At 63.1% G+C, this 20895-nt stretch carries 23 protein-coding genes; 12 read left to right on the top strand and 11 right to left on the bottom strand.

Annotated elements, in window-relative coordinates:
• From ABDZ92_RS16560 to ABDZ92_RS16610, 11 genes are all read left to right on the top strand, one after another.
• A partial coding sequence (locus ABDZ92_RS16560) for a TraG/VirB4 family ATPase (RefSeq protein ID WP_486387562.1) occupies positions 1–1453 on the top strand: 1453 nt, incomplete at its 5' end.
• Between the two features lie 21 nt (positions 1454–1474).
• Positions 1475–2176 carry a type IV secretion system protein gene (locus ABDZ92_RS16565; protein ID WP_343764001.1) on the top strand — a complete coding sequence of 234 codons (702 nt, stop codon included), beginning with the start codon at positions 1475–1477 and terminating at the stop codon, positions 2174–2176.
• The gene (locus ABDZ92_RS16570; RefSeq protein WP_343764004.1) at positions 2176–2490 is read left to right on the top strand and encodes a hypothetical protein; all 315 of its coding nucleotides are present in this window, start codon (positions 2176–2178) and stop codon (positions 2488–2490) included. The genes ABDZ92_RS16565 and ABDZ92_RS16570 overlap by 1 nt, the downstream gene beginning before the upstream one ends.
• Positions 2491–2534: 44 nt before the next feature.
• Positions 2535–3539, top strand: a complete 1005-nt coding sequence (locus ABDZ92_RS16575) for a type IV secretion system protein (RefSeq protein ID WP_343764007.1) — start codon at positions 2535–2537, stop codon at positions 3537–3539.
• A gap of 13 nt (positions 3540–3552) precedes the next feature.
• Positions 3553–3927: a hypothetical protein gene (locus ABDZ92_RS16580; protein ID WP_343764010.1), complete on the top strand. Its 375-nt coding sequence runs from the start codon at positions 3553–3555 to the stop codon at positions 3925–3927.
• 1 nt (position 3928) lies between these two features.
• Positions 3929–4621, top strand: coding sequence for a VirB8 family type IV secretion system protein (locus ABDZ92_RS16585; RefSeq protein ID WP_133496555.1), 693 nt, complete (start codon positions 3929–3931; stop codon positions 4619–4621).
• Entirely contained in the window at positions 4618–5457 is an 840-nt protein-coding gene (locus tag ABDZ92_RS16590) for a TrbG/VirB9 family P-type conjugative transfer protein (protein ID WP_343764018.1), read from the top strand. The genes ABDZ92_RS16585 and ABDZ92_RS16590 overlap by 4 nt, the downstream gene beginning before the upstream one ends.
• A gap of 1 nt (position 5458) precedes the next feature.
• Positions 5459–6658: a type IV secretion system protein VirB10 gene (virB10, locus tag ABDZ92_RS16595; RefSeq protein WP_343764021.1), complete on the top strand. Its 1200-nt coding sequence runs from the start codon at positions 5459–5461 to the stop codon at positions 6656–6658.
• Positions 6655–7665 carry a P-type DNA transfer ATPase VirB11 gene (gene virB11 / locus ABDZ92_RS16600; RefSeq protein ID WP_133496557.1) on the top strand — a complete coding sequence of 337 codons (1011 nt, stop codon included), beginning with the start codon at positions 6655–6657 and terminating at the stop codon, positions 7663–7665. Before virB10 ends, virB11 begins: the two co-directional genes overlap by 4 nt.
• Positions 7655–9457, top strand: a complete 1803-nt coding sequence (locus ABDZ92_RS16605; protein ID WP_343764062.1) for a type IV secretory system conjugative DNA transfer family protein — start codon at positions 7655–7657, stop codon at positions 9455–9457. The genes virB11 and ABDZ92_RS16605 overlap by 11 nt, the downstream gene beginning before the upstream one ends.
• A 1-nt stretch (position 9458) precedes the next feature.
• Entirely contained in the window at positions 9459–10196 is a 738-nt protein-coding gene (locus ABDZ92_RS16610) for an LPD7 domain-containing protein (RefSeq protein ID WP_343764026.1), read from the top strand.
• 53 nt (positions 10197–10249) lie between these two features.
• On the opposite strand, the gene ABDZ92_RS16615 is transcribed toward ABDZ92_RS16610, so the two are convergent.
• The 8 genes from ABDZ92_RS16615 to ABDZ92_RS16650 all read right to left on the bottom strand — a co-directional run bounded on the left by ABDZ92_RS16615 (position 10250) and on the right by ABDZ92_RS16650 (position 17644).
• Complete coding sequence (locus ABDZ92_RS16615) at positions 10250–12055, bottom strand: hypothetical protein (protein ID WP_343764029.1); 1806 nt, start codon at positions 12053–12055, stop codon at positions 10250–10252.
• A gap of 77 nt (positions 12056–12132) precedes the next feature.
• Positions 12133–12621, bottom strand: coding sequence for an ABC-three component system middle component 2 (locus tag ABDZ92_RS16620; protein WP_343764032.1), 489 nt, complete (start codon positions 12619–12621; stop codon positions 12133–12135).
• A complete protein-coding gene (locus tag ABDZ92_RS16625; RefSeq protein WP_343764034.1) occupies positions 12618–13706 on the bottom strand; it encodes an ABC-three component system protein in 1089 nt (362 codons plus the stop codon). The genes ABDZ92_RS16620 and ABDZ92_RS16625 overlap by 4 nt, the downstream gene beginning before the upstream one ends.
• 126 nt (positions 13707–13832) lie before the next feature.
• Positions 13833–14939 carry a relaxase/mobilization nuclease domain-containing protein gene (locus ABDZ92_RS16630; RefSeq protein WP_343764036.1) on the bottom strand — a complete coding sequence of 369 codons (1107 nt, stop codon included), beginning with the start codon at positions 14937–14939 and terminating at the stop codon, positions 13833–13835.
• Positions 14939–15463, bottom strand: a complete 525-nt coding sequence (locus ABDZ92_RS16635; protein ID WP_343764038.1) for a hypothetical protein — start codon at positions 15461–15463, stop codon at positions 14939–14941. Before ABDZ92_RS16635 ends, ABDZ92_RS16630 begins: the two co-directional genes overlap by 1 nt.
• 241 nt (positions 15464–15704) lie before the next feature.
• On the bottom strand, positions 15705–16712 hold the full coding sequence (locus ABDZ92_RS16640) for a ParB/RepB/Spo0J family partition protein (protein ID WP_343764041.1): 1008 nt from the start codon (positions 16710–16712) through the stop codon (positions 15705–15707).
• On the bottom strand, positions 16709–17449 hold the full coding sequence (locus ABDZ92_RS16645) for a ParA family protein (protein ID WP_343764044.1): 741 nt from the start codon (positions 17447–17449) through the stop codon (positions 16709–16711). The genes ABDZ92_RS16640 and ABDZ92_RS16645 overlap by 4 nt, the downstream gene beginning before the upstream one ends.
• A gap of 3 nt (positions 17450–17452) precedes the next feature.
• Positions 17453–17644 carry a hypothetical protein gene (locus tag ABDZ92_RS16650; RefSeq protein ID WP_343764047.1) on the bottom strand — a complete coding sequence of 64 codons (192 nt, stop codon included), beginning with the start codon at positions 17642–17644 and terminating at the stop codon, positions 17453–17455.
• A gap of 152 nt (positions 17645–17796) precedes the next feature.
• Between ABDZ92_RS16650 and ABDZ92_RS16655 the strand changes: the two genes are divergently transcribed.
• Positions 17797–17943 (top strand): YlcI/YnfO family protein, encoded by a 147-nt coding sequence (locus ABDZ92_RS16655; protein WP_343764050.1) that lies wholly within the window; start codon positions 17797–17799, stop codon positions 17941–17943.
• Here the strand turns inward: ABDZ92_RS16655 and ABDZ92_RS16660 are convergent.
• The 3 genes from ABDZ92_RS16660 to ABDZ92_RS16670 form a co-directional block, all read right to left on the bottom strand.
• Complete coding sequence (locus tag ABDZ92_RS16660; protein WP_103739130.1) at positions 17940–18260, bottom strand: single-stranded DNA-binding protein; 321 nt, start codon at positions 18258–18260, stop codon at positions 17940–17942. The two genes, ABDZ92_RS16655 and ABDZ92_RS16660, sit on opposite strands and share 4 nt — an antisense overlap.
• Positions 18261–18798: 538 nt before the next feature.
• Complete coding sequence (locus ABDZ92_RS16665) at positions 18799–19635, bottom strand: RNA replicase (protein ID WP_343764056.1); 837 nt, start codon at positions 19633–19635, stop codon at positions 18799–18801.
• Between the two features lie 447 nt (positions 19636–20082).
• A partial coding sequence (locus ABDZ92_RS16670; protein WP_343764059.1) for a replication initiator protein A occupies positions 20083–20895 on the bottom strand: 813 nt, incomplete at its 5' end.

Below are 20895 nucleotides of genomic sequence, written 5' to 3' on the forward strand. Positions count from 1 at the left end.
CGATCTCGTCGACGCGGCGGACGATCTCATGTCCAACCGCTTCGTCTTGGGCGATCATCATTTCACGCTCGCGGTCTATTCGGACAGCCTCAAGGGGCTGCGCGACAATATGTCGATCGCGCGAGCTGCGCTCGCCGATACAGGCATGGTCGCGGCGCGGGAGGGCGCGGCGCTGGAAGCGGCCTATTGGAGCCAGCTCGTCGGCAATTTCGCATGGCGGGCGAGGCCGGCGCCGATCACGTCGCTCAATTTCGCGGCGTTCTCGCCGTTCCACACCTATCCCGCCGGCCTGGCTACCGGCAATCATTGGGGCGACGCCATTGCGCTGATGAAGACCAGCGCGCGCAGCCCCTATTTCTTCAGCTTCCACAAGCGCGACATAGGCCACACGCTGATCGTCGGCCCGACCGGGGGCGGCAAGACGGTCATCGTCAATTTCCTGATGGCGCAAGCCGAGAAGACGGGCGCGCGCCAGATATTCATCGACAAGGATCGCGGCGCGCAGATTTTCGTGCTGGCCTCGGGCGGCACCTACCTGACGCTCGAAAACGGCAAGCCGACCGGCTTCGCGCCGCTCAAGGCGCTGGAGAACAAGCCGGAGGATCGGGCCTGGCTGTCGCTGTGGGTCCGCCAGCTCGTCCGGACCGAAAGCCGCCCGATCACGGTCCAGGAAGAGCGGATGATCGATGAAGGGATCGCCGCGGTGATGCGGCTCCCGCGCGAGGATCGTTCGCTAGACGCGCTGCGCACGATGCTCGGCATGTCGGACGCGGGCGGCATTGGCGCCCGTCTCGAAAAGTGGACCTCGCGCGGGTCAATGGGCTGGGTGTTCGACAACGCGGCGGACGAAATGACGCTCGATGCCCGGTTCATCGGGTTCGACATGACGGATTTCCTCGACAACGCCGACGTCCGCACGCCGTTGATGCTCTACCTGTTCCACCGGATCGACAAGCTGCTGACCGGCGAGCGCACCATCATCGCCGTCGACGAGTTCTGGAAGGCGCTCGGCGACGATGCGTTCCGGAGCTTCGCGCAGGACGGCTTGAAGACATACCGGAAGCGCAACGCGATGATGGTGTTCGCCACGCAGTCGCCGGCGGACGCGCTCAAGAGCGACATTGCGCACTCGATCCTCGAACAGGTCGCGACCCAGGTGATGCTTCCCAACCCCAAGGGATCACGCCGCGACTATGTGGAGGGCTTCTCCCTCACGGACGCGGAATACCAGCTCATCCGCGAGGAATTGTCGCCGGAGTCGCGCAAGTTCCTCGTGAAGCAGGGCCATGACAGCGTTGTGGTCGAGCTAGACTTGACCGGGCTCGATAACGAGCTGGCGGTGCTGTCGGGTCGCGCCGAGACGACGCCGATCGCCGTCCAGGCCGCGGCCGAGTTCGGCCCCGATCCCGCCAACTGGCTCCCGGTATTTCACCAACGTCGTCGTCCAAGCTGAAGGAGAAGGGACATGCGTAGAATGAAGGCAATCGCACTCGCGCTGTCAGGATCAGCGCTTATGCTGGCGGGTTCGGCACACGCGCAGGGTATCCCGGTCCACGACGTCAGCTCGATCCTCCAGCAGATCGAGCAGGTGCGGCAGGGCGTTCAGGTGATCCAGCAGGGCGCCGCGCAGATTCAGGAAGCGCAGAAGCTCTACCAAGACCTCAACAAGATGACGGACATTGGCAACGTCGCCCAACAGCTCAAGAACGACGTGCTGCGCACCAGCAACGTGTCGTCCAGCTCGCTCGACGGCTACACCAATGGCGATCTGAACGTCATCGGCGGCCTGCGGGGCAAGGCGAACGACGTCTATCAAGACCTCATCGGGCGCGGCTCGCAAAATATGACTGCCGACCAGCGCGCCGCCTATGAGCAAGGCTCGCGCGAGGCGGCTGTGACGACGGGGCTCGCGAGCAACGTCGGCGACGCGGTAACGAGCCGGCGCCAGGGCCTCGAAGAGCTGCGCAGCCGCCTCGCCAGTGCCAACTCGGCCGCGGAGCGCGCCGACATGTCGGCGCGGCTCCAGCTCGAACAAGCGCAGATGATGAACGATCAGATGGCGCTACAGGCGATCGAGCTTCAGCGCCGCGCGAAGGCCGAAGCTGACTACCAGCGATACGTCGCCATGCAGCAGTCGGATCGCGCCAGCTTCAAAGCTGGGATGGGGATCGATTGATGCTGCGCACCATGCGGGCCGTAACCGTCAGTTTGGCGATCGGCGCGCTCGCTTCTTGCTCGCCATCGGAGCGGCAGCAGACCGGGGATGATCTTCGGTCCGACATGCCGCTCCGGGATGCCACCTATTTCACGCAGCACGAACAAGAGCGCGTGGAAATGGCCGCCATTTGCGAGAAGTGGAAAGCGTCACAACGCCCCCCGGCAAGCTGGCCCTCTGTTGTCGTGAACAACTGCAACAACATGGATACGGCTAATCAGCTCATCCAATCGAAGAAGGATCGAGACGAGTTCAAGAAGGGCATGGGTATTTAAGTCCGCGGCTCCCCCGCCTGTGTTGGAGTTAGAGGGTAGGTAGAATGGGTAATCTCTTCCAGTCGATGTTCACCTACCTCAACGACGCCCTGGCCGCGATCATCGCTGTCTATGCCGGCGTCGTGGGCTGGATTTCCGGCCCGCTTCGCGTCGGGGTAACGATCTACATCATCCTCCTCGGCTTCGCGATCCTGCGCGGGGCGGTCGAATATCCATTCCGGGAGTTCGTCTATCGCGGGATGAAGCTGGCTGCGCTCGTGTTCGCCGTCACGACGCTCTACGGCGCGTCGGTCAGTCTGTTCGCGATGAATGGTCTGCCGCGAGACGTGGCGCAAGCTGTAGGCGGGTCGGACGTCACCGGCCTTGGCGATTTCTTCGATCAGATCGTGAGAGGCGCCTCCACGACGGTCGCGAAGATTACAGAGATACAGGACGCTAGGACTGCCGCGGCTGGCAAGAACCTTGTGGGGCTCCCGAACAACATCGTCGAGATATTCTTTACAGGCATCTACTGCCTTGTCCTGATGGTGATGGCGATCCTGTCGGCCGCCCTCGGCTTCACCATCTGCGCGTTCGCGTTGTTTGCCTTGGCCCTGCTCGCGGCCGTGGGGCCGATCTTCGTCGCTGCGCTCTTGTTTGATTCCACTCGCGCCTTCTTCTTCGCCTGGCTGGGCTCCGCGATCAGCTACCTAATGCTTGTCGCGTTCGCGCTTCTGTTGACGATCTTCATCCGGAACACGGGTGAGGACTTTATGAGCCAAGCCTTCGCTGGAGACACAAACATCGCCGTCATCGCGATCCGCGCAATCGCATTCTACGTCTTGGGGTTCTTCTTCTTCCTCCAGATTCCGGGCCTTGCCGCTGGCCTGGGCGGTGGCGGTGCATCGCTCGCGACGCAGTTTGCGAACGCCTCCACCGGCAACGTCGTCCCCAACGCGGGTCGCGCCTTGTCCTCCGCTCCGGGGAGTATCGCCAGCTTGCCAATGAGGCTTGGTCGATCCTCCCGCGCGGCGCGAGGGGGCGGCGGCTCTCTCTACAACAACAGCTAATCGGAGACCCGGCATGAAGCTCGGTGCGGCCTTGGCCTTCCTCGCCCTCGCGGCTCTTACTCCCCCGGTCCCGGCCCTCGCGGCGAAGGATGAAAAGCTGCCCCGCTGCAATGGCCGCCAGAAGCGGCCCGCCAATCTCTACGGGACGGTGTTGCCGTCGATCCCGTCGCGGGACGCCCCGACGGCCGCTGTAACGCCTCCGGAGGGGGGTGTGCCACGTGGCACACCCCAACCCGCACCGGCGCCGGCGACGAACCTGTTTCCGCCCGAGGATGCGGCGCCAGGGCCGCAAGGGGCGAACACGTCGAGCAAGGTGCCGGCGATCGGCGCGCTCAATCCGAGCGCCGGCCCGACCGCGGCGCTCCCAACCACATATGCGAGCTGCTGAAATGGCTATCGGCGTGAAGGATAAAGACGAGGATCTGAAGGCATATTTCGCGGAAGCGGAAAGCTGGGATCGTGATCGGTTCGTGGCTGCGGTCCGGTCGCGGCGCATTGCCTGGATCGTCGCGGCGGTTGCGATCGTGTTCGCCGCCATCTGCGCAGCCGCCGTGCTGGCGCTCTCACCGCTCAAGACGGTCGTTCCCTACGTCGTCACCGTCGACCGCTCGACCGGCGCCACGGAAGTCACCCAGGAGCTGCGCGGCGATAAGACGATCACCTATGACGAGGCGATCCGTAAGTATTTCCTCGCCGATTACGTGCGCGCTCGTGAGGGGTGGATTCCGCAAGCGCGGGAGGAGTTCTTCCGCAAGGTGCTGGCCCTGTCGGCGCGGGAGGAACAGAACCGTTGGACGGCCTTCTACAAGAAGGACAACCCGGACTCCCCGCAAAACCAGTTCACCGCCAATGACGCGGTGTTCGTGGCGATCCGCTCCGTGGCCTTCATCTCGCCGAATGTGGCGCAGGTCCGCTTCATCAAGCGGCTCCAGCGCGACCAGCAGATAATCGAGACGCCGGCCATCGCGACGATCACTTTCGACGTGCTGTCGAAGCCGGAAACGGAATCCGGCCGATACGCCAATCCGCTCGGTTTTCAGGTGAAGACATACCGGGCCGACGTGGAGGTTCCGACACGATGAAGACGATCCTGCTCCTGGCCGCGGCGATCGGCGCCGTGTCGGCAGCGCCGGCGCTGGCGCAGACCCCCGCTGCACGTGGTCCCGATGCCCGTATCCGGGAGGTCAACTATACCGATGGCAACGTGATCCAAATCCGGAGCGCGTTCCGCACCGCGACGCAGATCGAGTTCGCCCCCGGCGAGGTCATCAAGTTCGTGGCGATGGGCGACACGGTATCGTGGGAGGTCGCGCCGGCTGACAATTCGCTGTTCGTGAAGCCGCGCGAGCGTGCCGGCGCGACGAACCTGATCGTCGTGACGGATTTTCAGGGCACCAAGCGCAATTACACTTTCGAGCTGTCGACGGTGGCGACGGCACGTTCGCCGGGCACCTTCTTCAAGGTGCGGCTCCGCTATCCAGAATATGAAGCAGCGCAGGCTCGATTGGCGCAACAGCGCGCGCAGCTCGCCGCGGCGCTCGCCGCGCAGAACGGCGCTATCAGGTCGGCGCTGGATATTGGCGTCCTCGAAGGGACGCGGAACCTCAACTACAAGGTCCAAGGATCGACCGCGCTGCAACCGTCCGAAGTCAGCGACAACGGGCAGTTCACCGTGTTGCGCTTCCCGAACCAGCGCGAGATTCCTGCGATCTTCACCGTCAACCCCGACGGTAGCGAGGCTACAGCCTCGTTCGACGTCCGCGACGAGTTCGTGGTCGTCCACGGCGTTTACAAGGAAATGCGCCTGCGCCGGGGGAAGGTGGTGCTGTGCATCTATAACGAAAGCCCGAGCTTCTACGGCCGCGATCCCAAGACGGACACGGCCTCGGAAGCGGTCGAGCGCACGACGGAGAACTGACGTGTCCGACAAGAGATTCGACGTCGATGCGACGCCCGACGTGAACGAAATCGACCGCACCCCGGCGGCCGATCGCCCGAGCAGGATGCCGGCGCTGAACGCCGTCCAGTGGGACAACAAGAAGATGATCGTGGTCGCAGCCCTGGCCGCCGCGATCCTGTTTGGTGTTCTGTCACTCTTCGCGGGCTCAGGGAGCAACAACAAAGCCCTTGAAGCGAGGAAGGCGCCGCCTCCGGCTGTGGAAGCGCCATACGATCCCAACTCGGTCATCGCGCCCACGCTCGCTACCGCACCCCGCGATCCCAATGCGCCTGTGCAGCTCACCGGCGAGCAGGTGCCGGCGATCGGTCCTGACGGTCAGCCGATCACGCCCTACGGATCGGCGGGAGGGCAGCAGCAAAGCCGCGGCGTCAGCGAAGCGGAGCGGCATGCCAACGAAGCCCGCGAGCTGCGCGACAATGCGCGGCGATCGACGCTGATCGCCTATAACGGCGACCAAGGCGTCAGGCGCGCGCTCGGCGACGTCGCCGGCGCCGGTGCCGGCAATGGTCAAGGCGACGGCGAAAGCGCCCCGACGCGGACCAACCTCGATAACCTGAAGCAAACCTCGACGATCGGCACCGCCACGGCGCGCATGATCGGCGACCGCAACTATCTCGTCACCGCTGGCGCGATCATTCCCTGCACGCTCCAGACCGCAATGGACAGCACCGTGCCGGGCTATGCGACCTGCATCATCCCGCGCGACGTGTATTCCGACAACGGGCGCGTCGTGCTGCTTGAGAAAGGCACGCGCGTCTTCGGCGAATATCAGGGCGGCTTGCAGCGCGGCCAAAATCGCCTGTTCGCGATGTGGACGCGGGCCGTCACGCCCCGCGGCGTCGCGATCGACATTGCGTCGCCGGCCTCGGACCCGCTCGGCCGCGCCGGCGTCACTGGCAAGATCGATCGGTTTTTCTGGCAGCGGTTCGGTGCCGCGATGCTGTTCAGCGTCCTCGATGCTGGCGGTCAGATCGCGGGCCAGGCCGTCAGCCCGCAAGGCTCGACGGTGTTCCGCACTCCCGGCGACACGACGTCGCAAATCCTGCAAGATACGCAGAACATCCGCCCGATCGTGCGCGTGAACCAAGGGACCGAGCTGGCGATCACCGTCGCCAAGGATTTCGATTTCTCGCAAGTCTATGGGCTGGGGCTCAAGTGAACGCCCCGTTCCGCAACACCGCGATCCTCGATCACGCTGTTCGGCCGCTGCGCCAGTATCTCGATGACGACGGTGTAACCGAAGTCGTCATCAACGAGCCGTCGATCGTGGGCGTCGAGCGGCATGGTGGCTGGACCTGGGAGCGCGAGGATGATCTGACGCTCGACGCGCTCAACCAACTGGCGCGCGCTGCGGCCGCCTTCACGTCGCAGGATGTGACGCGCGAGAATCCGATCTGCTCGACGATCTTCCCGACCGGCGAGCGCGTCCAGCTCGTGCTTCCGCCCGTCGTGCCCGACGGCACCGTGTCGATCACGGTCCGCAAGCCGTCGACGAAGACGATGACGATGGCCGATTTCGAGGCGAGCGGCCTGTTCGCGGAAACTAAGGTCGCCACGAAGCGGGTCAGCCCGGTCGAGGAACGCCTGCTCGGCCTCCTCAACACGGGAAAGCACGTCGAGTTTTTCGAGCTGGCCGTGCGCAGCCGGCTAAACATCCTGATCTCCGGCGCCACGGGCTCGGGCAAGACGACGTTCTCGAAGGGGCTTATCAAGCTGATTCCGGAGAATGAGCGGCTGCTGACGATCGAGGACACGCGCGAGCTGGTGGTGCCTCACAAGAACGTCGTCCATATGATCTACAGCAAGGACGGCACCGGCACCGCCAAGGTGACGGCGAAGGAGCTGCTGGAAAGCGCGCTGCGCATGAGGCCCGATCGCATCCTGCTCCAAGAGCTGCGCGACGGGACGGCGTTCTTCTACCTGCGCAACGTCAACAGCGGCCATCCCGGCTCGATCACCACGATACACGCGGACTCGGCCGAGCTGGCGTTTGAGCAACTGACGCTGCTGGTGAAGGAAAGCGAGGGCGGCGCGGACCTGGCCCGCGACGACATACGCGCGCTGCTCAAGATACTCGTCGACGTCGTGGTTCAGATGAAGAAGGTCGACGGCAAGTTCAGAATGACCGAGATCTACTATGACCCGGCAGGGCGCCATGCCGCCTAAACGGGGCACCATCCTCGCGCTCGGCATCCCGGTCGGGATCGTCGTCGCGTTCCTCATCGCCTCGGTCGTCGCGTGGATATACCTGGGCCTCCCCAGCGCGAAGTTCGACATTTTCAAGATGCCGGCGTTCTTCTGGTATTACCGGCATGATCCGGTGGTGCTGAAGGCCCTCGCCGGGGGTGCCCTGGTCGGCATCATCATCGCCGGCCTCATGCTGTGGTGGGTCGCCAAGCGGAAGCCCCCTCTCCACGGCGCTGCGCGCTTCGCGAAGGAAGGCGAAATCCGCCATGCCGGCTTCCGCGCCGACGACGGCATTGTCCTGGGCAAGAAGGGCGGCGAGTTCCTGACCTTCGGGGGCAGCGAACATTGCATTGTCGAGGCCCCTACCCGCTCGGGCAAGGGCGTCGGCATCGTCATCCCGAACCTCCTGTCGTGGCAGGAGTCGGTCGTCGTCCTCGATGTGAAGCGCGAGAATTGGGACGCGACGGCGGGTTTCCGCAAGAAATACGGGCAGGCGGTTTACCTGTTCAACCCGACCGATCCGGAAGGTCGGACCGCCCGCTACAACCCGCTCGGCTATATCGATCGCACTGACCCCGATCAGGTAGTGATCGAGCTGCAAAAGATCGCGACGATGCTGTTCGTGCCTCCCGAACGCGGGGAGCCGTTCTGGACGGACTCGGCGCGGACCGCGTTCGTCGGCGTCGGCGCATATCTCGCGGTCGCCGATCAACCCTTCACCATCGGCTCGATCTACCGGTTGATGACGACGGGCGACACGCGCGGGTTCTTCAAGCGCGTCCTCGACGATCGCTCGCTCGATCTGTCGCAAGGGTGCCGGAACGCGCTCGCGGATTTTACGTCGGGCGCCGACAATACGTTCGCCGGCATCGTCCAGACCGTCACCTCGAAGCTGAGCCTATGGCTTAACCCGCGCGTCGACGCGGCAACGGAAGAATCTGACTTTGATCTGCGCGAGCTGCGCAGCACGCGCATGTCGATCTATCTCGGGGTGTCGCCCGACGAGCTGGATCGGGTCGCGCCGCTCTACAACCTTCTGTTTCAGCAGCTCGTCGACTTGAATGTGCGCGATCTGCCTGACACGGCAACGCCGCTGAAGATCCTCGTCATCCTCGACGAGTTCGCGCGCATCGGGCGGGCGCAAGTGATCGCCAGCGCCTTCTCCTACGTCGCCGGCTACGGCATCCGCCTCCTGCCCGTCATCCAGTCCCGATCGCAGCTCCGGGCCGTCTATGGCGAGCATGTCGCCAACGAAATCGTCGCCAACTGCGGCGTCGAGGTTGCGTTCACGCCGAAAGAGCTGCGCGTGGCGAACGAGCTATCCGAGCGGATCGGCTATATCGGGCAGGAGTCCGTCACCAAATCTCTGACGATCCACGGCATCCTGGCGAACCGCTCCAAGTCCATGTCGGACCAGCGCCGCGCCCTCCTGCTCCCCCAAGAGCTGATGCAGTTTCCCGACAGTGAATTGCTCCTCCTCCGGGGCGGCATACCGCCGATCCACGGCGACAAGATACGCTACTATGCGGACCGCCTATTTCGCGGGCGCGTCGAGCCGGCGCCGGGAGTCCCCCCGATCCCGCGCACGTTGCGCGACGACGAGGACCTGCCCGATTGTGCGATGCCGACATTCGACCAGCTCACGGACCCTGACCCTTTCGCGTTCGCGATGGATTGCGTCGTCACCCAGGATCATCCCGACATGCTCATAGACGTGGCGGCCGAGCAACGCGGCAATGAGGTCGTTGGTGTAATCGAACAGGAGCGATGACATGGCTGAGAATGTCGAAGCTGCCGGCGCCGGCAAAGAGAGTGAGGGTCGGCGCCGGCGACCGATGGAAGTGCCCGCCGAACTGGACTCGCGGTTCCTCCGCGTCGGCGACAAGCTCTATCGCAGCGCACATGACAAACAGCCCGTCGCGACCATCACGCCCGACCGCATCAAGGCGAAGGACCGCGATTCCCTCCCCGATCTGATCCGGCTCGCAAAGGAAAACGGATGGACCGCGATCAAGGTCAGCGGCGATGCCGAGTTTCAGCGTGCGGCCTACCTCGCCGCCTCGGCGCAGGGCATCAAGGTCGACGGCTATAAGCCCGACGACAAGACGAAGGCTGCGGCCGAGCGCGAGCAAGCGCGTCAGGGCGGCGTTCCCGACAACCAGGCGCGATCGTCGCGGACCGCCAACCAGGCCCGGGACACGCGGGAACAGGCAGAGCCTCGTGCCGATCTGTCGGAGCGGTTTCGCCGGCAGTCGGACGTTCAGAACGCCAAAGACCCCGAGCTGCGCAAGGCGCAAAGCCACGTCGCGCTCGCGATGGCGGTTGCGGTCGAACGCTTCCCCTACGATCACGAGAAGCGGCGCGAGTTCGTGGCGGAACGCAAGGAAGAGGTTGCAACGCGGCTCGGCCGCGGCGAGGCCGTTGCCGGCATCGAGGTCAAGGCGAAGCAGGAACAGCGCGTGCGTGAGATGGCGCAGGATCAAATCCTGCAGAAATCTCGCTCACGATGATCGCTAGTCGATGTAGCGAGGTGTGCCACATGGCACACCTCGCGTAGTTGGCCTCAGGCGGAAGCGGACGGTTCGTCGCTTGCCGCCTGAGGAGGTGGGAACAGGCCTGCTCGCCCTAGCCCCTCGATGCCTGTAAACATGACGGCCTGGGGACTGGCCTTCACGTCAGCGGGCGGGTCGGTGTTCTCGATAATGAGAATTTGCCGATCGCCGGTCCAGTTTTCAAAGTATGAATAGAAGTGATCGTTCAGATCAGTGCTGCGTAGATCGTCTGCTGCGCCATCCGGCTCACGATAGGATAGAAGCGGCGAGTCAACGACGAGGAAGCCAGGATGGGGTGTCTTTTCCATCACGCAATATTCCAAAAGGCCCGTCGAAAAGGCCGTTTGCGTGATTGCACGTAGCCCCTTTCCAAATGAGGTTCGGGCCTTACCGTTGATGACAAGATCGCGAACCTTCATATCGAAGTGAACACGATCCACGTCAGGAAAGTGCCACGCCTTCAATACCTCCCGTACTATCGTCGCAAATTTGTCTGCGGTGCTGGTCGATAGATCCACGTCTGCCGCACTGGAACTGCCGCTTCCGTCTGCCATCTCACGCTCGAGCTTAGCCTTGCGATCTTCAAAATCCAGCAGGCCCCGGTGTACCGCGATGCCTTCGCGGACCTCACCCGTCTTATCCGCGAGCTGCCGATAGCTCGAACGTAGCTGTTTTAGATTTGGGGCGACGACGCGATCGATCTCGCCTGCAACGGTGGACAATCGCGCTTCCAAACCTGGTAGCCGCTTCTCAAAGTGAACAGCCTCAGTCCTGAGCGAGCCGATCGTAGAGGCAAGGTCGGCTTGCCGCGCCGTGATCTTCGCGATCTCGGCATAGGCGGCAGCAGCAATAAGGCTGGCGTCGCCTTCACAGTCTTTGCTTTGTTTATGCTGGTCGGGGGCTGCGCCGCATAACGGGCAGTCCACCTCGCCTAAGGCACCGAAGAGGGTTCCCGCTTCGGCGATCGCATCGAGCCGCGCAACGTCCGATCGGTAATGAGCGCCGAGTAGAAGGAAACGTTCGAGGAGCACGGTAATCTCTGCGAGGCGATTTCGCCCTTCCTCGACCTTCCGCGCCAAGTCACGTCTCTCGGCCGAAGCGTTCCGAAAACCCGCTTCGGAAATCGCCAACTGCTCGCTTTGACCTTCCATGGTCGCTTCAAGCTTGTCGAGCTGCTCTTGAAGCTCGTCCGACCCCGCAAGATCCTTCACCTGCTTGCGGTAGTCGGCAATGAGCTGATCCAGCAGCAGGATTTGTGCGTCCCGGGTTTGGTCTTCCGGCGAGCGTGTCTTGGCCGCAGCCAGCGACGTGTCGTCTACGCCCGTCAGAAGCAGTTTAAACACCGATGTGTTCGCGGTGTCGCCCATTCCGTACCCGCCATCTGAAAGCGGTGAGCGCTGTTGGATAATCTCCTCTTCGTTGATGACTACGAGGCGGGCGAGATTACGAAAACTCAGGCTGTTCGTGTCGCCCTTCTTGTTCCGACGGACTCGCTTATGCGCCAGCCCTAACTTTTCGAGTAGAAACGCGGAGAGGTTATCTTCGCGCCGGTCATTGTGCTGGTCGGCGAGTGTTTTCCCCTCCCCTGAGGGCATTTCCTCGGCGAACAGGCCATCGTAAAGCACAAATGCGCCGCCATCGACGGCGCGGCCGATCGTAAACTGATCGCCGGCGGTCGTCTCCATACCCAAGAGCACGTGCTTGTAGCCCACTCGCTCAGGAATGTCGCGAAGTGGACCCTTCCCCCCCAGCATGAAATCGATCGTGTCGACGATGAACGATTTACCCGTGTTCGATGCGCCATAGATGACGTTCATGCCGGGCTTGAACGTTACGATTGCAGGCTTCCGGAAAGGCCCATGATAGCTCAGGGAACAGAGGCGCAAACGCACACTCATGCTGCACCGCCTATCGCTTGCTCGATATGCTGAAACTCCATTACCCACTGATCGAAGAACCGGCGCATTAACCGGTCAAAATCGTCTTCCTCATACGACCCAAGGTGCTTGACCAGCCATTCGGCCCGGTTTTTGAGCTTTGTAGAGTACGGTGACTGTAATGCGTCCAGGAAAGTCTCCGCGAGTTCTCCTGCCTGGTAGACGATGCCGTTTGCTCGCGCTGATCTTGCTACCAGATCACGAGTCATCATTAGGTGAAGCCCGTCTTGGACGATGCTGCGACGAACCTGCGTAGCCGGGGTGGATATTGGAGTTTCAGGGTGCAAGTCCTCCGGTCCTCCCAACATTTCAGTGTGAACCAGAAGATAATCAAACGCCGTTAATCGTTGGATGTCGAGTTCGCGCGGGAATGCCGCAGCGAGGATCGCTACCGCGCGCATGCCGGCTTCGAATGGGCCGTTGAAAGTAAGATTTCCGCTGCTCACGACTGTGTCCACTGGAGCCGATCGTCGTTGGCAAGCTGATGACAAATGCCATGACGATCCTTCACGAACGCGCTCGAACCTAGCGGGTGCGCGTCCAACGGTACATGCTGCGATGCCTGTGTGACCGCCTTCACGCGCTCGAACCCGTCGGCAAAGGCGCCCTCGGCGGTATCGATGACGCCGTCTAAAATTTCGTCCTGAAGGCTCTCGAACGTGCCCGGATCGACCTTCTCGCGGAGGAAAACTCGAAACGCCTCGGCGTGATAAAAACTCTCGCGCTGCCGGTTGAAGTGATCCCCGAGAGGTTTCCACTTCTTGAGCGCCACAATGTCCGCAATCGTCTCCTTCTTGTGTTCGGCGTAGGCGGCGAGGAGGTGTGCCACGTATCTTTCTTCGTGGCCCTGAACAGCCGCAGGCGGTTTCTCCGGAACGGGGCGCGCGGGGAGCTCGCCACCAAAGCGCTCAAAGAAGTAAGGTGTTTTCCGGTGCTGCTCGATCAGCTCGCGTGGGGACACCGACTTAAAGATCGAGAAATCGAACTTGTCGACGTAAGTAGCAAACTCGCCCGTAAGGTCGACCTTTTGCGTCCCGGTGATATTCTCAGCAATGTTCTTTGACCAGACCTTTTTAGTCTCAGCCTTTAGATTAACAACATGCGAAAGGAGCAGATTTAGCTTCGTACCCACGCCACGCGGCGCGACGAAGTAGTAGGCCCTCGGCGGAACATAGTGACCCTTGAATGAGAACCACAGAACCTTCCCGATTTCTGGCCAAGCGACCGTCGGGGACAACGGCTGCGCGTAGTGCTTGCACTGGAAGTTATCCCATACCCCCTTGAGCCCGTCGGCGCCGACGAAGCCAGCGACGTCAATGCCTTTGTCGCCACTACCCGTGAACCGGGCCACCGACGCATAGGATTTGCTGAGCGCCGAGGAAACCCATTCCTCGATGAAGCTCTCCCAATCATCGGGGCTATAGATCATCAGCCGGGCGATTGGAGCGACCGGCGGACCGCTCTGAAACTGTCCCACGCTAGGCAGGGTTTTTGGGAGCGATGGCGGCGTCACTTCCTCGAAATCAGTCATCCGCTCGCCTGCACCCCTTGGACGCGCGCACTAGGCGCTCTCCCCTCTCCGTGGAAGAGCTAAGGCATTCTTGATGGTCTGTCTCTTGGATACAGCGCCTACCCCATGCCTCTGAAATCGTGATGGTCATCTTCGCCGCGTTGGAGGCGGGGGTGTGCCACGTGGCACATCCTGATCCGGCGACGGCCGGGTCCGCGTCCGATCCTGCGCTTCTCGGACGCGGTTCTCCGCCTCGCGCAACATCCGGTCGGGCACCGTCTCGATGCTCCCGCGCTCCTGTATGAACTGGCGCACGTCGCGCGCCAGCTTGCGGTCCTCGCGATCGGCGCTGCGATCGAGCCGTTCGGCCGCGACCTCATAGCGCCGCTTGGTGTCCTGCCAACGCGCGCGCGTCTTCGACACGAACGCGGGCTGCTGCGCCTTGCCAAGCGCGATCTGCATGGCTTCTCGTGCCTGACGTAGATCGGCCTCGGTCGGCTGGCGGGAAGCGCCGCTGCGTATCCGCGCGCGCAACTGCGTCAGTGCCATGCTGGTGCCGGCCCTCCCCTGGCCCCGCGTGTAGCGCGGCGTCGCCTCGGCCTCGATGCCGCGGCTACGCAGCGCCTCGGCGAACGCTTCGCGGAAGCGGAACAGATCCTCGCGCCTCGGATCGAACCGCTTGCGGTCGACTCCTTCGGCTTGGACCGTCAGGTGAACATGCGGCCGGGGCGTGTCGGTGTGGAGCGCCATCAGATAGTCGTGGTTGTCGCCGATCATGCGCTCGGCCGCCTCGCGCACGGCTTGCTTCACCGTCTCGGGGTCGGTTCCTGCCGGCATCGAGAACACCATCGCCACGGCCGAAACGGTCGTGCCCTGCCGCCAATAGAGCGGGTCCGACCATTCGTCGGCGATCCGCTGCGCGTCTTCCTTTGTTGCGATCTGCTCCCCGTCGCGCGTTTCAAGGGGAATGTCGCCGTGGCGGCAGATGTAATCGAGATGGGCGGCGAGATGCTTGGCGCCCTTCTTCCGACCCGTCACCTTGACCAGCACCTCGGGCGTGCGCCGCACGACACGCGCGAGCGTGGCCCGGGCATCCCCTCTAACGTGCGACGTCGCCGGCGCCCGCGCAGCAAACGGTCCGGTGCCGTTGACCAGGTGCCGCGCGTATTTCAGATTCGGATCGCTGACGAGGCGCGGTTTGAAGCTGGGCTTCATCGCCTCCCAAAGCTCATCCTCGCGGTCCCCGAACGGCATTAGTCGGCGACCTCCCAAAAGGCGGTTTCGCCGCGCAGCACGGCCGCCAGCGCCTCGATCTGCTCGTTGATCTCCTCGCGCATGTCCGCGATGCGACGCAGCTCGCGGTCGATCTGCAAGCCGCTGTCCGCCATCATCGCCGCGTTGCCGGCCTTCATCGCCTGATTGAGGTTCCGGCCGATGCGCTGGAGCTGCATCCGGATGGGCGCCACGGCGTCGCGGAGTCCGTCGTCGACGCCGGCCTTCAAGGCGATGTGCCGGCGCACCAACGCCTTGATCCATCCGGCGCGATCAACGCCCCGCTCAGCCGCGCGGTGATCGACGACGGCCGTTTCGACGTCCGTGAAGGTCAGCGACACGCGATTGCCCGCGCTATCGGCACGGGGTGCGATTCGGGGAGCGTCGGCCACGTGCTTCAACGATTGCTGAAGCACGGTGCGAAGGAGCGCGCTGCGCCCTCCCCTGCCCTCGGCCACGGCGTCGAACGCGGCGAGCAGCTCGCGATCGACGCGCGCCGTCAACATCGCTGAATCCTTGGTGGGGGATGGAGACTGCGGCGCGAGCGACATGGCCTGCAAGGGTAATGTAATACAGTAAACGCAGCAATACCTATCCTGCCATTAAACATCCTCCACCAAAAACAGCCTTCAAGTGTGCCACGTGGCACACCCAATCCGTCTGAAAGTGATGAAGTCGCGGAAGGAAGGATTGGACCTGGGCGCGCGCGACGGCCGCTGCCGGCGCTCTCCGTTCAACCCGGTGCGATCAGCGCCAGCTCACCATGCGCGGTTCAGCCTCGTCCTCGAAGTGCAACCACGCCTCGACGATCATCGCGCGCTTGCCCTCGATCTCTATCGTCGGCCGCTCGACCTTCTGCTTTCCCGTCCTCGGCTTGGCCGGCGAGCGGGGCGCAGGGGCGGGGGTTGCGGGCGGGCCACTGTCTGCCGGCGCTGGGCCTTCTGGCACGGGCGTCTCGTCCATCGCCCGATCGGCTTCCTCGTCCTGGATCGCGTCCGTCGTCGGCGTGGTTCCGTCAGCCTCGGCCGTCGCCAAATCATCCTCGGCGGGGGGTAGGGGTGCCTCCGCTTGGCTCGACGGGATGGGCTTGGGCGCCGATTTCTTCGCGCCTACCTCGCGCGCGAACCGCTCGCACGCCAGCACCGTCATATCCTCCGCCGCGGTGTTGGTGACAAAGGTCCGGGTTGCCGCGTCGTCGGTTTTCGCAGCCTGGACAAGTGCGACCGCGCTCCGCATCGAAATGTCGGCGAACAGCGCGGCGATATAGTCGGGCGCCTTTGCGAGCCCCTGATAGCGGGTCAGCAACGTGCGGTTGCGACCCGTCGCGCGCGCCAGCTCGGCAAGCGTGCGGCCCTTCTCGACTTGGCCGGTGACGAACCGGATCATGTCGGCCGTCGACAGGTCCTCGCGCTGGTCGTTCTCGATGAACTGGTCGATCCGGACCTGCTCAATGTCGTCCGTCTTGCTGACGATCGCGCGGACCTGCACGCCGAGCTGCTTGCACGCGCGCCAGCGCCGCTCGCCGAACATGATCCGGTAGCGCCCGTCGGCATCTTTCGGCGCCACGGTGATCGGCTGAAGCTGGCCGCGCTCTTTGATCGTCTCCGCCATTTCGTCGATCTTGGCCGGATCAATCTCGCTGCGGACGTTCTCAGGATCGGGGAACAGCAGCTCGGGATCGAGGAGCTGGACGCGATCGGCGTCCGCCACGGCCGCCTTCTCGCCGAAAACGTCAAAGCCGCTAAAGTCGGTCATGCGTGGCTCCCGATCCGGGTCATGGCTTCCTCAAGAAACGCGCGCATCGGGGGAAGCGAGGTCCGCACGTCCTTATCGAAGCGCCACACCGGGACATGCTCTTGGATGGCCTGGCTGTAGTGGGCGCGCTCGGGAAGGTAGGTGCTGAACAGGTTGCGACCGATCTTCGCTTTGATCGCTGCCAGCATGTCCATCTGATGCCGGTCGTTCGCGCGCACCCGGTTCGGGATCAGCCCGACGACGTGGATCGGGGTTCGACGCTTGGTGTTCACCGTCGCGATCGAGTCAGAGACTTGCTTCGTCGCTGCGGGACCGAACGGCCCCAGCTCGACGGGGATAATCAGGTGATTGCACACCAACAGCGCGGCGAAGTTGATCCACGACCATGACGGGGGCGTGTCGAGAACGCAGTAGTCGAAGTGGGGATCGAGCGCCGGGAAGTTGGCGTTGAGGTTGGTCAGCGCGCGCGGGTAGTCGGCATCATACTCACCGCCCATGCGGTTCGAGTAGATCGCGAGGCGCGGGAAGGTAGCAGGCGGGGTATAGCCCGGCTCGAACAGCGGCTTGCACGTGCCAAGGCTCTCGAAGTCAGCAAGCGCGTCGGTCGCGTTGCACTGGCGATCGAGGTCGAGGAACAGCACGCGATGGCCGGCATCGGCAAGATGCCATGCCACATGGCAGGCGATCATGGTCTTGCCGGCGCCGCCCTTCTCGACGTTGATGGCAATGGTCCGCACGCGCTACCAGCCCCAATCGCTGTTGTTGTTCCAATGGTCGTAACCGCGATAGTTGGAGTCCGTGCGCGTGTTGCGGCGGGCCTCCTCGTCGGGCGTGTCGCCGCTCCAGATGCGCGGGCTCGAACCGCTGCGACCGCGGAAGATGGCCCAAGCGATCAGGACGAACAGTCCGATCGTCAGCAGATTATCCCACATGGCTCTCGCCTCCGACGCTGCCTTGATGCAAGGCCCGACCTGTAATATACGATACCGCAAATGCCGTCAATATGCGGTATCGGTAATTAGGCCATTGGATGACGTCTAGCAATATCCGGTCAGTTGGTCGCCCTCCGATGGAGGATAAGACGATGGGGCGCTTTCCCAAGGGGACGCTCGATCGGATCAAGACCGTTCTCCGCGATGGCGAGAGTCAGGCTGATTTCGTGCGCGAGGCGGTGGAGCTGGAGCTACGCCGGCGAGAGGGGCCGCCGGTGGGCGGCCCCGGTCCCGCCTAGTCGCGATCCTCCGACCCCTTGGCGAGAACCGCGAAGCCGTCGGCGATCAGCTCGACGGTGTAGCGCCGGCCCTCGGCCGTGTCGTAGGAGTTCTGGCGGACGCGGCCGGTGATGTGGACCAGGTCGCCCTTCTGCGCCTTGGCGGCGCGTTCGATCAACTTGCCGAACAGCGTCACCTCGTTCCAGTGCGTGTCCGTCACCCACTCGCCGTTCTCCTGGCGGTTGTAGTTGGCGGCGACATTCACCTTCGTCACCTTGTCATGCTCCGTGATCTTCCCGACCCGGCCGATGATCCGAAACTCCGCGATGTTCTGCATGGTCCTGTCCCTTCGAGCGATCAGGCTCATTCCTGATGGGAATTGAAGGGGAGTGCAGGCGCCGCGATCAAGCAAAAAAACGGAGGGTCCGCGTAGCGGAAACCGTAGGCGCAGCCGGTTATTTGCTTGATCGTAGAAGGCGGCCAGCGCCCATTTTTCCCATCGATTCAGGAATAGCCGTTCGTAAGGGCTCGGCCTCGAAAATCGCGCGGGGATCTCACGGCCTGGACAAGGATCGCAGCGGCGCATGATGGTGGTCGACCAGCTCACCACGGCCGCGAGGAAATTGGGATGGGGGACCGCTCGATGGGGGAGACGCCGGTGCCGATCGCGCGACACGGCGCTAGGGACTGGCGCTACGGCTGCGATGAAGGACCAAAAACGGCTGCACCAGGCACGAAGGCGGCCATTTGAGCGCGACGGTAAACGCTTGCTCCCCTCGGGAGCATCGCGACGCGAAGCGGCGCGTCTAACCTTGCGGCTTGGCATTGTCGGCTGTGGTTGTGCGTGTCCGATCGGGTCAGGACTATTCTCGCCGTCAGGCGTCAGGGCGTTGGCCGACTAGGCCAACTCCATCTGCTTCTAGAACATATGAATCTAGGAGCGGTTGACCATTTTTTTGAGACTCTTGCTTCTCGATAGCGATGGCAAGGCTGTCCAGCACTTGCCGCAAGCCGGCATCCTCGATCTCCTCGGCGACAACCTGACGCGGCGAGCGCCAGAGGCGCATCGCCTCGATCTGCTCGATACGGTCGGCTTCGCGCTGCACCACGTCATCGGGGAGGGGAACGGGCCGGAGACGACGCGGAAGGAAGCGGGCAAGCCGATTGGGGAAGCTCATGCGATAGACGTTGGAGGTCTGCGCATTGCGCGCCTTCGGGCGATCGGCCGGGGGATCGATCGGCACGCATCGCCGCTGCTTGTCGAGAAGGCCCATGCTGGCGAGCGCCACCAGCGCACGCCCGACGCTGGCGCGTGAGACGCCGGCAGCCGCCTCGATCCATTCCCAGGTCGGGAACACCTTGCCGGCGCACGTTCGCGCCAACGTCGTAAGCTGCTCGAACACGCGCAATGCTGTGTTGGTTATCAGGGTGGCGAGGCGTTCGTCTTCGGTGAGCTGGCGCCCCTCGGCGCGGGCGATGCGCCGCACCGCGTTCTTGCGCTTCAGCAGCTCGGCCGCTTGCTTGTAGAGCCGGTCGGGCTCGCCCTTTGCATAGCTGTAGAAGAAGTCCTCCTCGAACGTGCCGGCCCTCCGACTGTTCGGGTGGACGTGCGCGCGCGTGGGGTTTGGTGCGCCCGATCGCGATCTCGGCCGCGTCCGCTCAATGCGGTCGAGCGCCATGAAGCTCGCCTTCGCGAGTGTAACAGCTCCCATCTTCCGTCCCCTTCGTGGGGCCGGGACCAGGCAAAACTAGAGCGTGGCGCGAAGCGCGCTCCCTTGAACCGAGGCTCGGGAACGGGTATGAGAAGGGCGTCTTACGGCCTGATCGATGCTTGCCGGCATCGCTCATCTCGTTCCAGGGTGCCCGGCCTTCGTGCCGGGCATTCGTTTATGTGGTCACGGCCGCTCCCTGACTGACCGATTGCACCCGCTCTCGGTTCACAGCCGATTTTGACGGAATAAATCGGGCCGCGAAACAGATTAAGTTCGTGCTTTCGGCGACCGAAATACGAAAAAGTTCGTGCTTTTGATAACTTAGCCGTTGGGACTTCGTGCTTTTGAAAACCGAAGTTCGTGCTTTCGGCGACCGAAGTTCGTGCTTTTGAAAACCGAGATTGTGACCTCGCCGAATCGCATACAAACGAGCCGAGAAGACGTCTGTCAGTCGCTGGTGAGCATCGGCATCGGAGTAATCCGCACGCGAGTTGCGCTGATCTTCCGGCGCCCCTTCAATACAGGCGAGCTGTCGAGCAGTTCAAACATGAAGTCAGGAATGGTATTCTCGTCGGCGATCCGCTTCATCTCGAAGCGAAAGCTCTTTAGCGGACTCTGGTAGCCGAGCTGCAATCGCAGCTCTTCGATCTCGACTTCGACCGCACCATCGACGCACGTTGAGCGCGCAATCTCGTAAAGCCGCCGCTCGATCGGGCCGAGCTGAAAGTAGGATGGCGCATAGGCAAGCACGCGACGATCACGTTGGATCGCGCGATAGAGCCAATCGCAAAGCCGGACCTTCACGGCCTTCAACCGCTTATCGCCGGCCCGCGTCTTGGTGTAGGTGAGCTGCGCTTCCGACAGCCATGAGAAGAAGCCGGCCTGGCCCTCGCCTCCGGCCTCGATGTTGGTCTTGATCTGTGTGCCCTGTAGCCGCTCCAACGCGTCCGACAGACGCGTGTAGGAGCGGGCCGAGCCGTTGACGCCGGTGACACGGAACAGGTCGTGGGCGGTGAAATAGAAGTCCTGGGAGACGTCCACGCCGGCCTCCAGCTTCGCCACCATGAGGCTCGCGATGTAAAGCAACACCTCTTTGTCGTAGATCGTCGCGACGCCCTTCGCGGTGGCGACGATCTCGATCGAAACTGCGTCGGTCTTGTAGGCGAGGGGCTTGGTCCACTTGCCCTTGCTCAACGCGAAGAACGGGAACGCCATAAGCGACCGTTCGCCGCGGACCTCCTTCAACAGCGGGCTATCAAG

It is taken from the genome of Sphingomonas molluscorum (assembly GCF_039522995.1).
In the GTDB taxonomy this organism is placed as follows: domain Bacteria; phylum Pseudomonadota; class Alphaproteobacteria; order Sphingomonadales; family Sphingomonadaceae; genus Sphingomonas; species Sphingomonas molluscorum.

What these genes read in the sequence shown, in the direction of transcription:
- ABDZ92_RS16625 (WP_343764034.1), bottom strand. Translation starts at nt 13,706, where the DNA reads ATGACTGATTTCGAGGAAGTGACGCCGCCATCGCTCCCAAAAACCCTG.
- ABDZ92_RS16570 (WP_343764004.1), top strand. Translation starts at nt 2,176, where the DNA reads ATGCTGCGCACCATGCGGGCCGTAACCGTCAGTTTGGCGATCGGCGCG.
- ABDZ92_RS16590 (WP_343764018.1), top strand. Translation starts at nt 4,618, where the DNA reads ATGAAGACGATCCTGCTCCTGGCCGCGGCGATCGGCGCCGTGTCGGCA.
- ABDZ92_RS16665 (WP_343764056.1), bottom strand. Translation starts at nt 19,635, where the DNA reads ATGGGAGCTGTTACACTCGCGAAGGCGAGCTTCATGGCGCTCGACCGC.
- ABDZ92_RS16605 (WP_343764062.1), top strand. Translation starts at nt 7,655, where the DNA reads ATGCCGCCTAAACGGGGCACCATCCTCGCGCTCGGCATCCCGGTCGGG.
- ABDZ92_RS16575 (WP_343764007.1), top strand. Translation starts at nt 2,535, where the DNA reads ATGGGTAATCTCTTCCAGTCGATGTTCACCTACCTCAACGACGCCCTG.
- ABDZ92_RS16610 (WP_343764026.1), top strand. Translation starts at nt 9,459, where the DNA reads ATGGCTGAGAATGTCGAAGCTGCCGGCGCCGGCAAAGAGAGTGAGGGT.
- ABDZ92_RS16650 (WP_343764047.1), bottom strand. Translation starts at nt 17,644, where the DNA reads ATGTGGGATAATCTGCTGACGATCGGACTGTTCGTCCTGATCGCTTGG.
- ABDZ92_RS16630 (WP_343764036.1), bottom strand. Translation starts at nt 14,939, where the DNA reads ATGCCGTTCGGGGACCGCGAGGATGAGCTTTGGGAGGCGATGAAGCCC.
- ABDZ92_RS16635 (WP_343764038.1), bottom strand. Translation starts at nt 15,463, where the DNA reads ATGTTGACGGCGCGCGTCGATCGCGAGCTGCTCGCCGCGTTCGACGCC.
- ABDZ92_RS16655 (WP_343764050.1), top strand. Translation starts at nt 17,797, where the DNA reads ATGGGGCGCTTTCCCAAGGGGACGCTCGATCGGATCAAGACCGTTCTC.
- ABDZ92_RS16615 (WP_343764029.1), bottom strand. Translation starts at nt 12,055, where the DNA reads ATGAACGTCATCTATGGCGCATCGAACACGGGTAAATCGTTCATCGTC.
- ABDZ92_RS16565 (WP_343764001.1), top strand. Translation starts at nt 1,475, where the DNA reads ATGAAGGCAATCGCACTCGCGCTGTCAGGATCAGCGCTTATGCTGGCG.
- ABDZ92_RS16640 (WP_343764041.1), bottom strand. Translation starts at nt 16,712, where the DNA reads ATGACCGACTTTAGCGGCTTTGACGTTTTCGGCGAGAAGGCGGCCGTG.
- ABDZ92_RS16585 (WP_133496555.1), top strand. Translation starts at nt 3,929, where the DNA reads ATGGCTATCGGCGTGAAGGATAAAGACGAGGATCTGAAGGCATATTTC.
- ABDZ92_RS16660 (WP_103739130.1), bottom strand. Translation starts at nt 18,260, where the DNA reads ATGCAGAACATCGCGGAGTTTCGGATCATCGGCCGGGTCGGGAAGATC.
- ABDZ92_RS16580 (WP_343764010.1), top strand. Translation starts at nt 3,553, where the DNA reads ATGAAGCTCGGTGCGGCCTTGGCCTTCCTCGCCCTCGCGGCTCTTACT.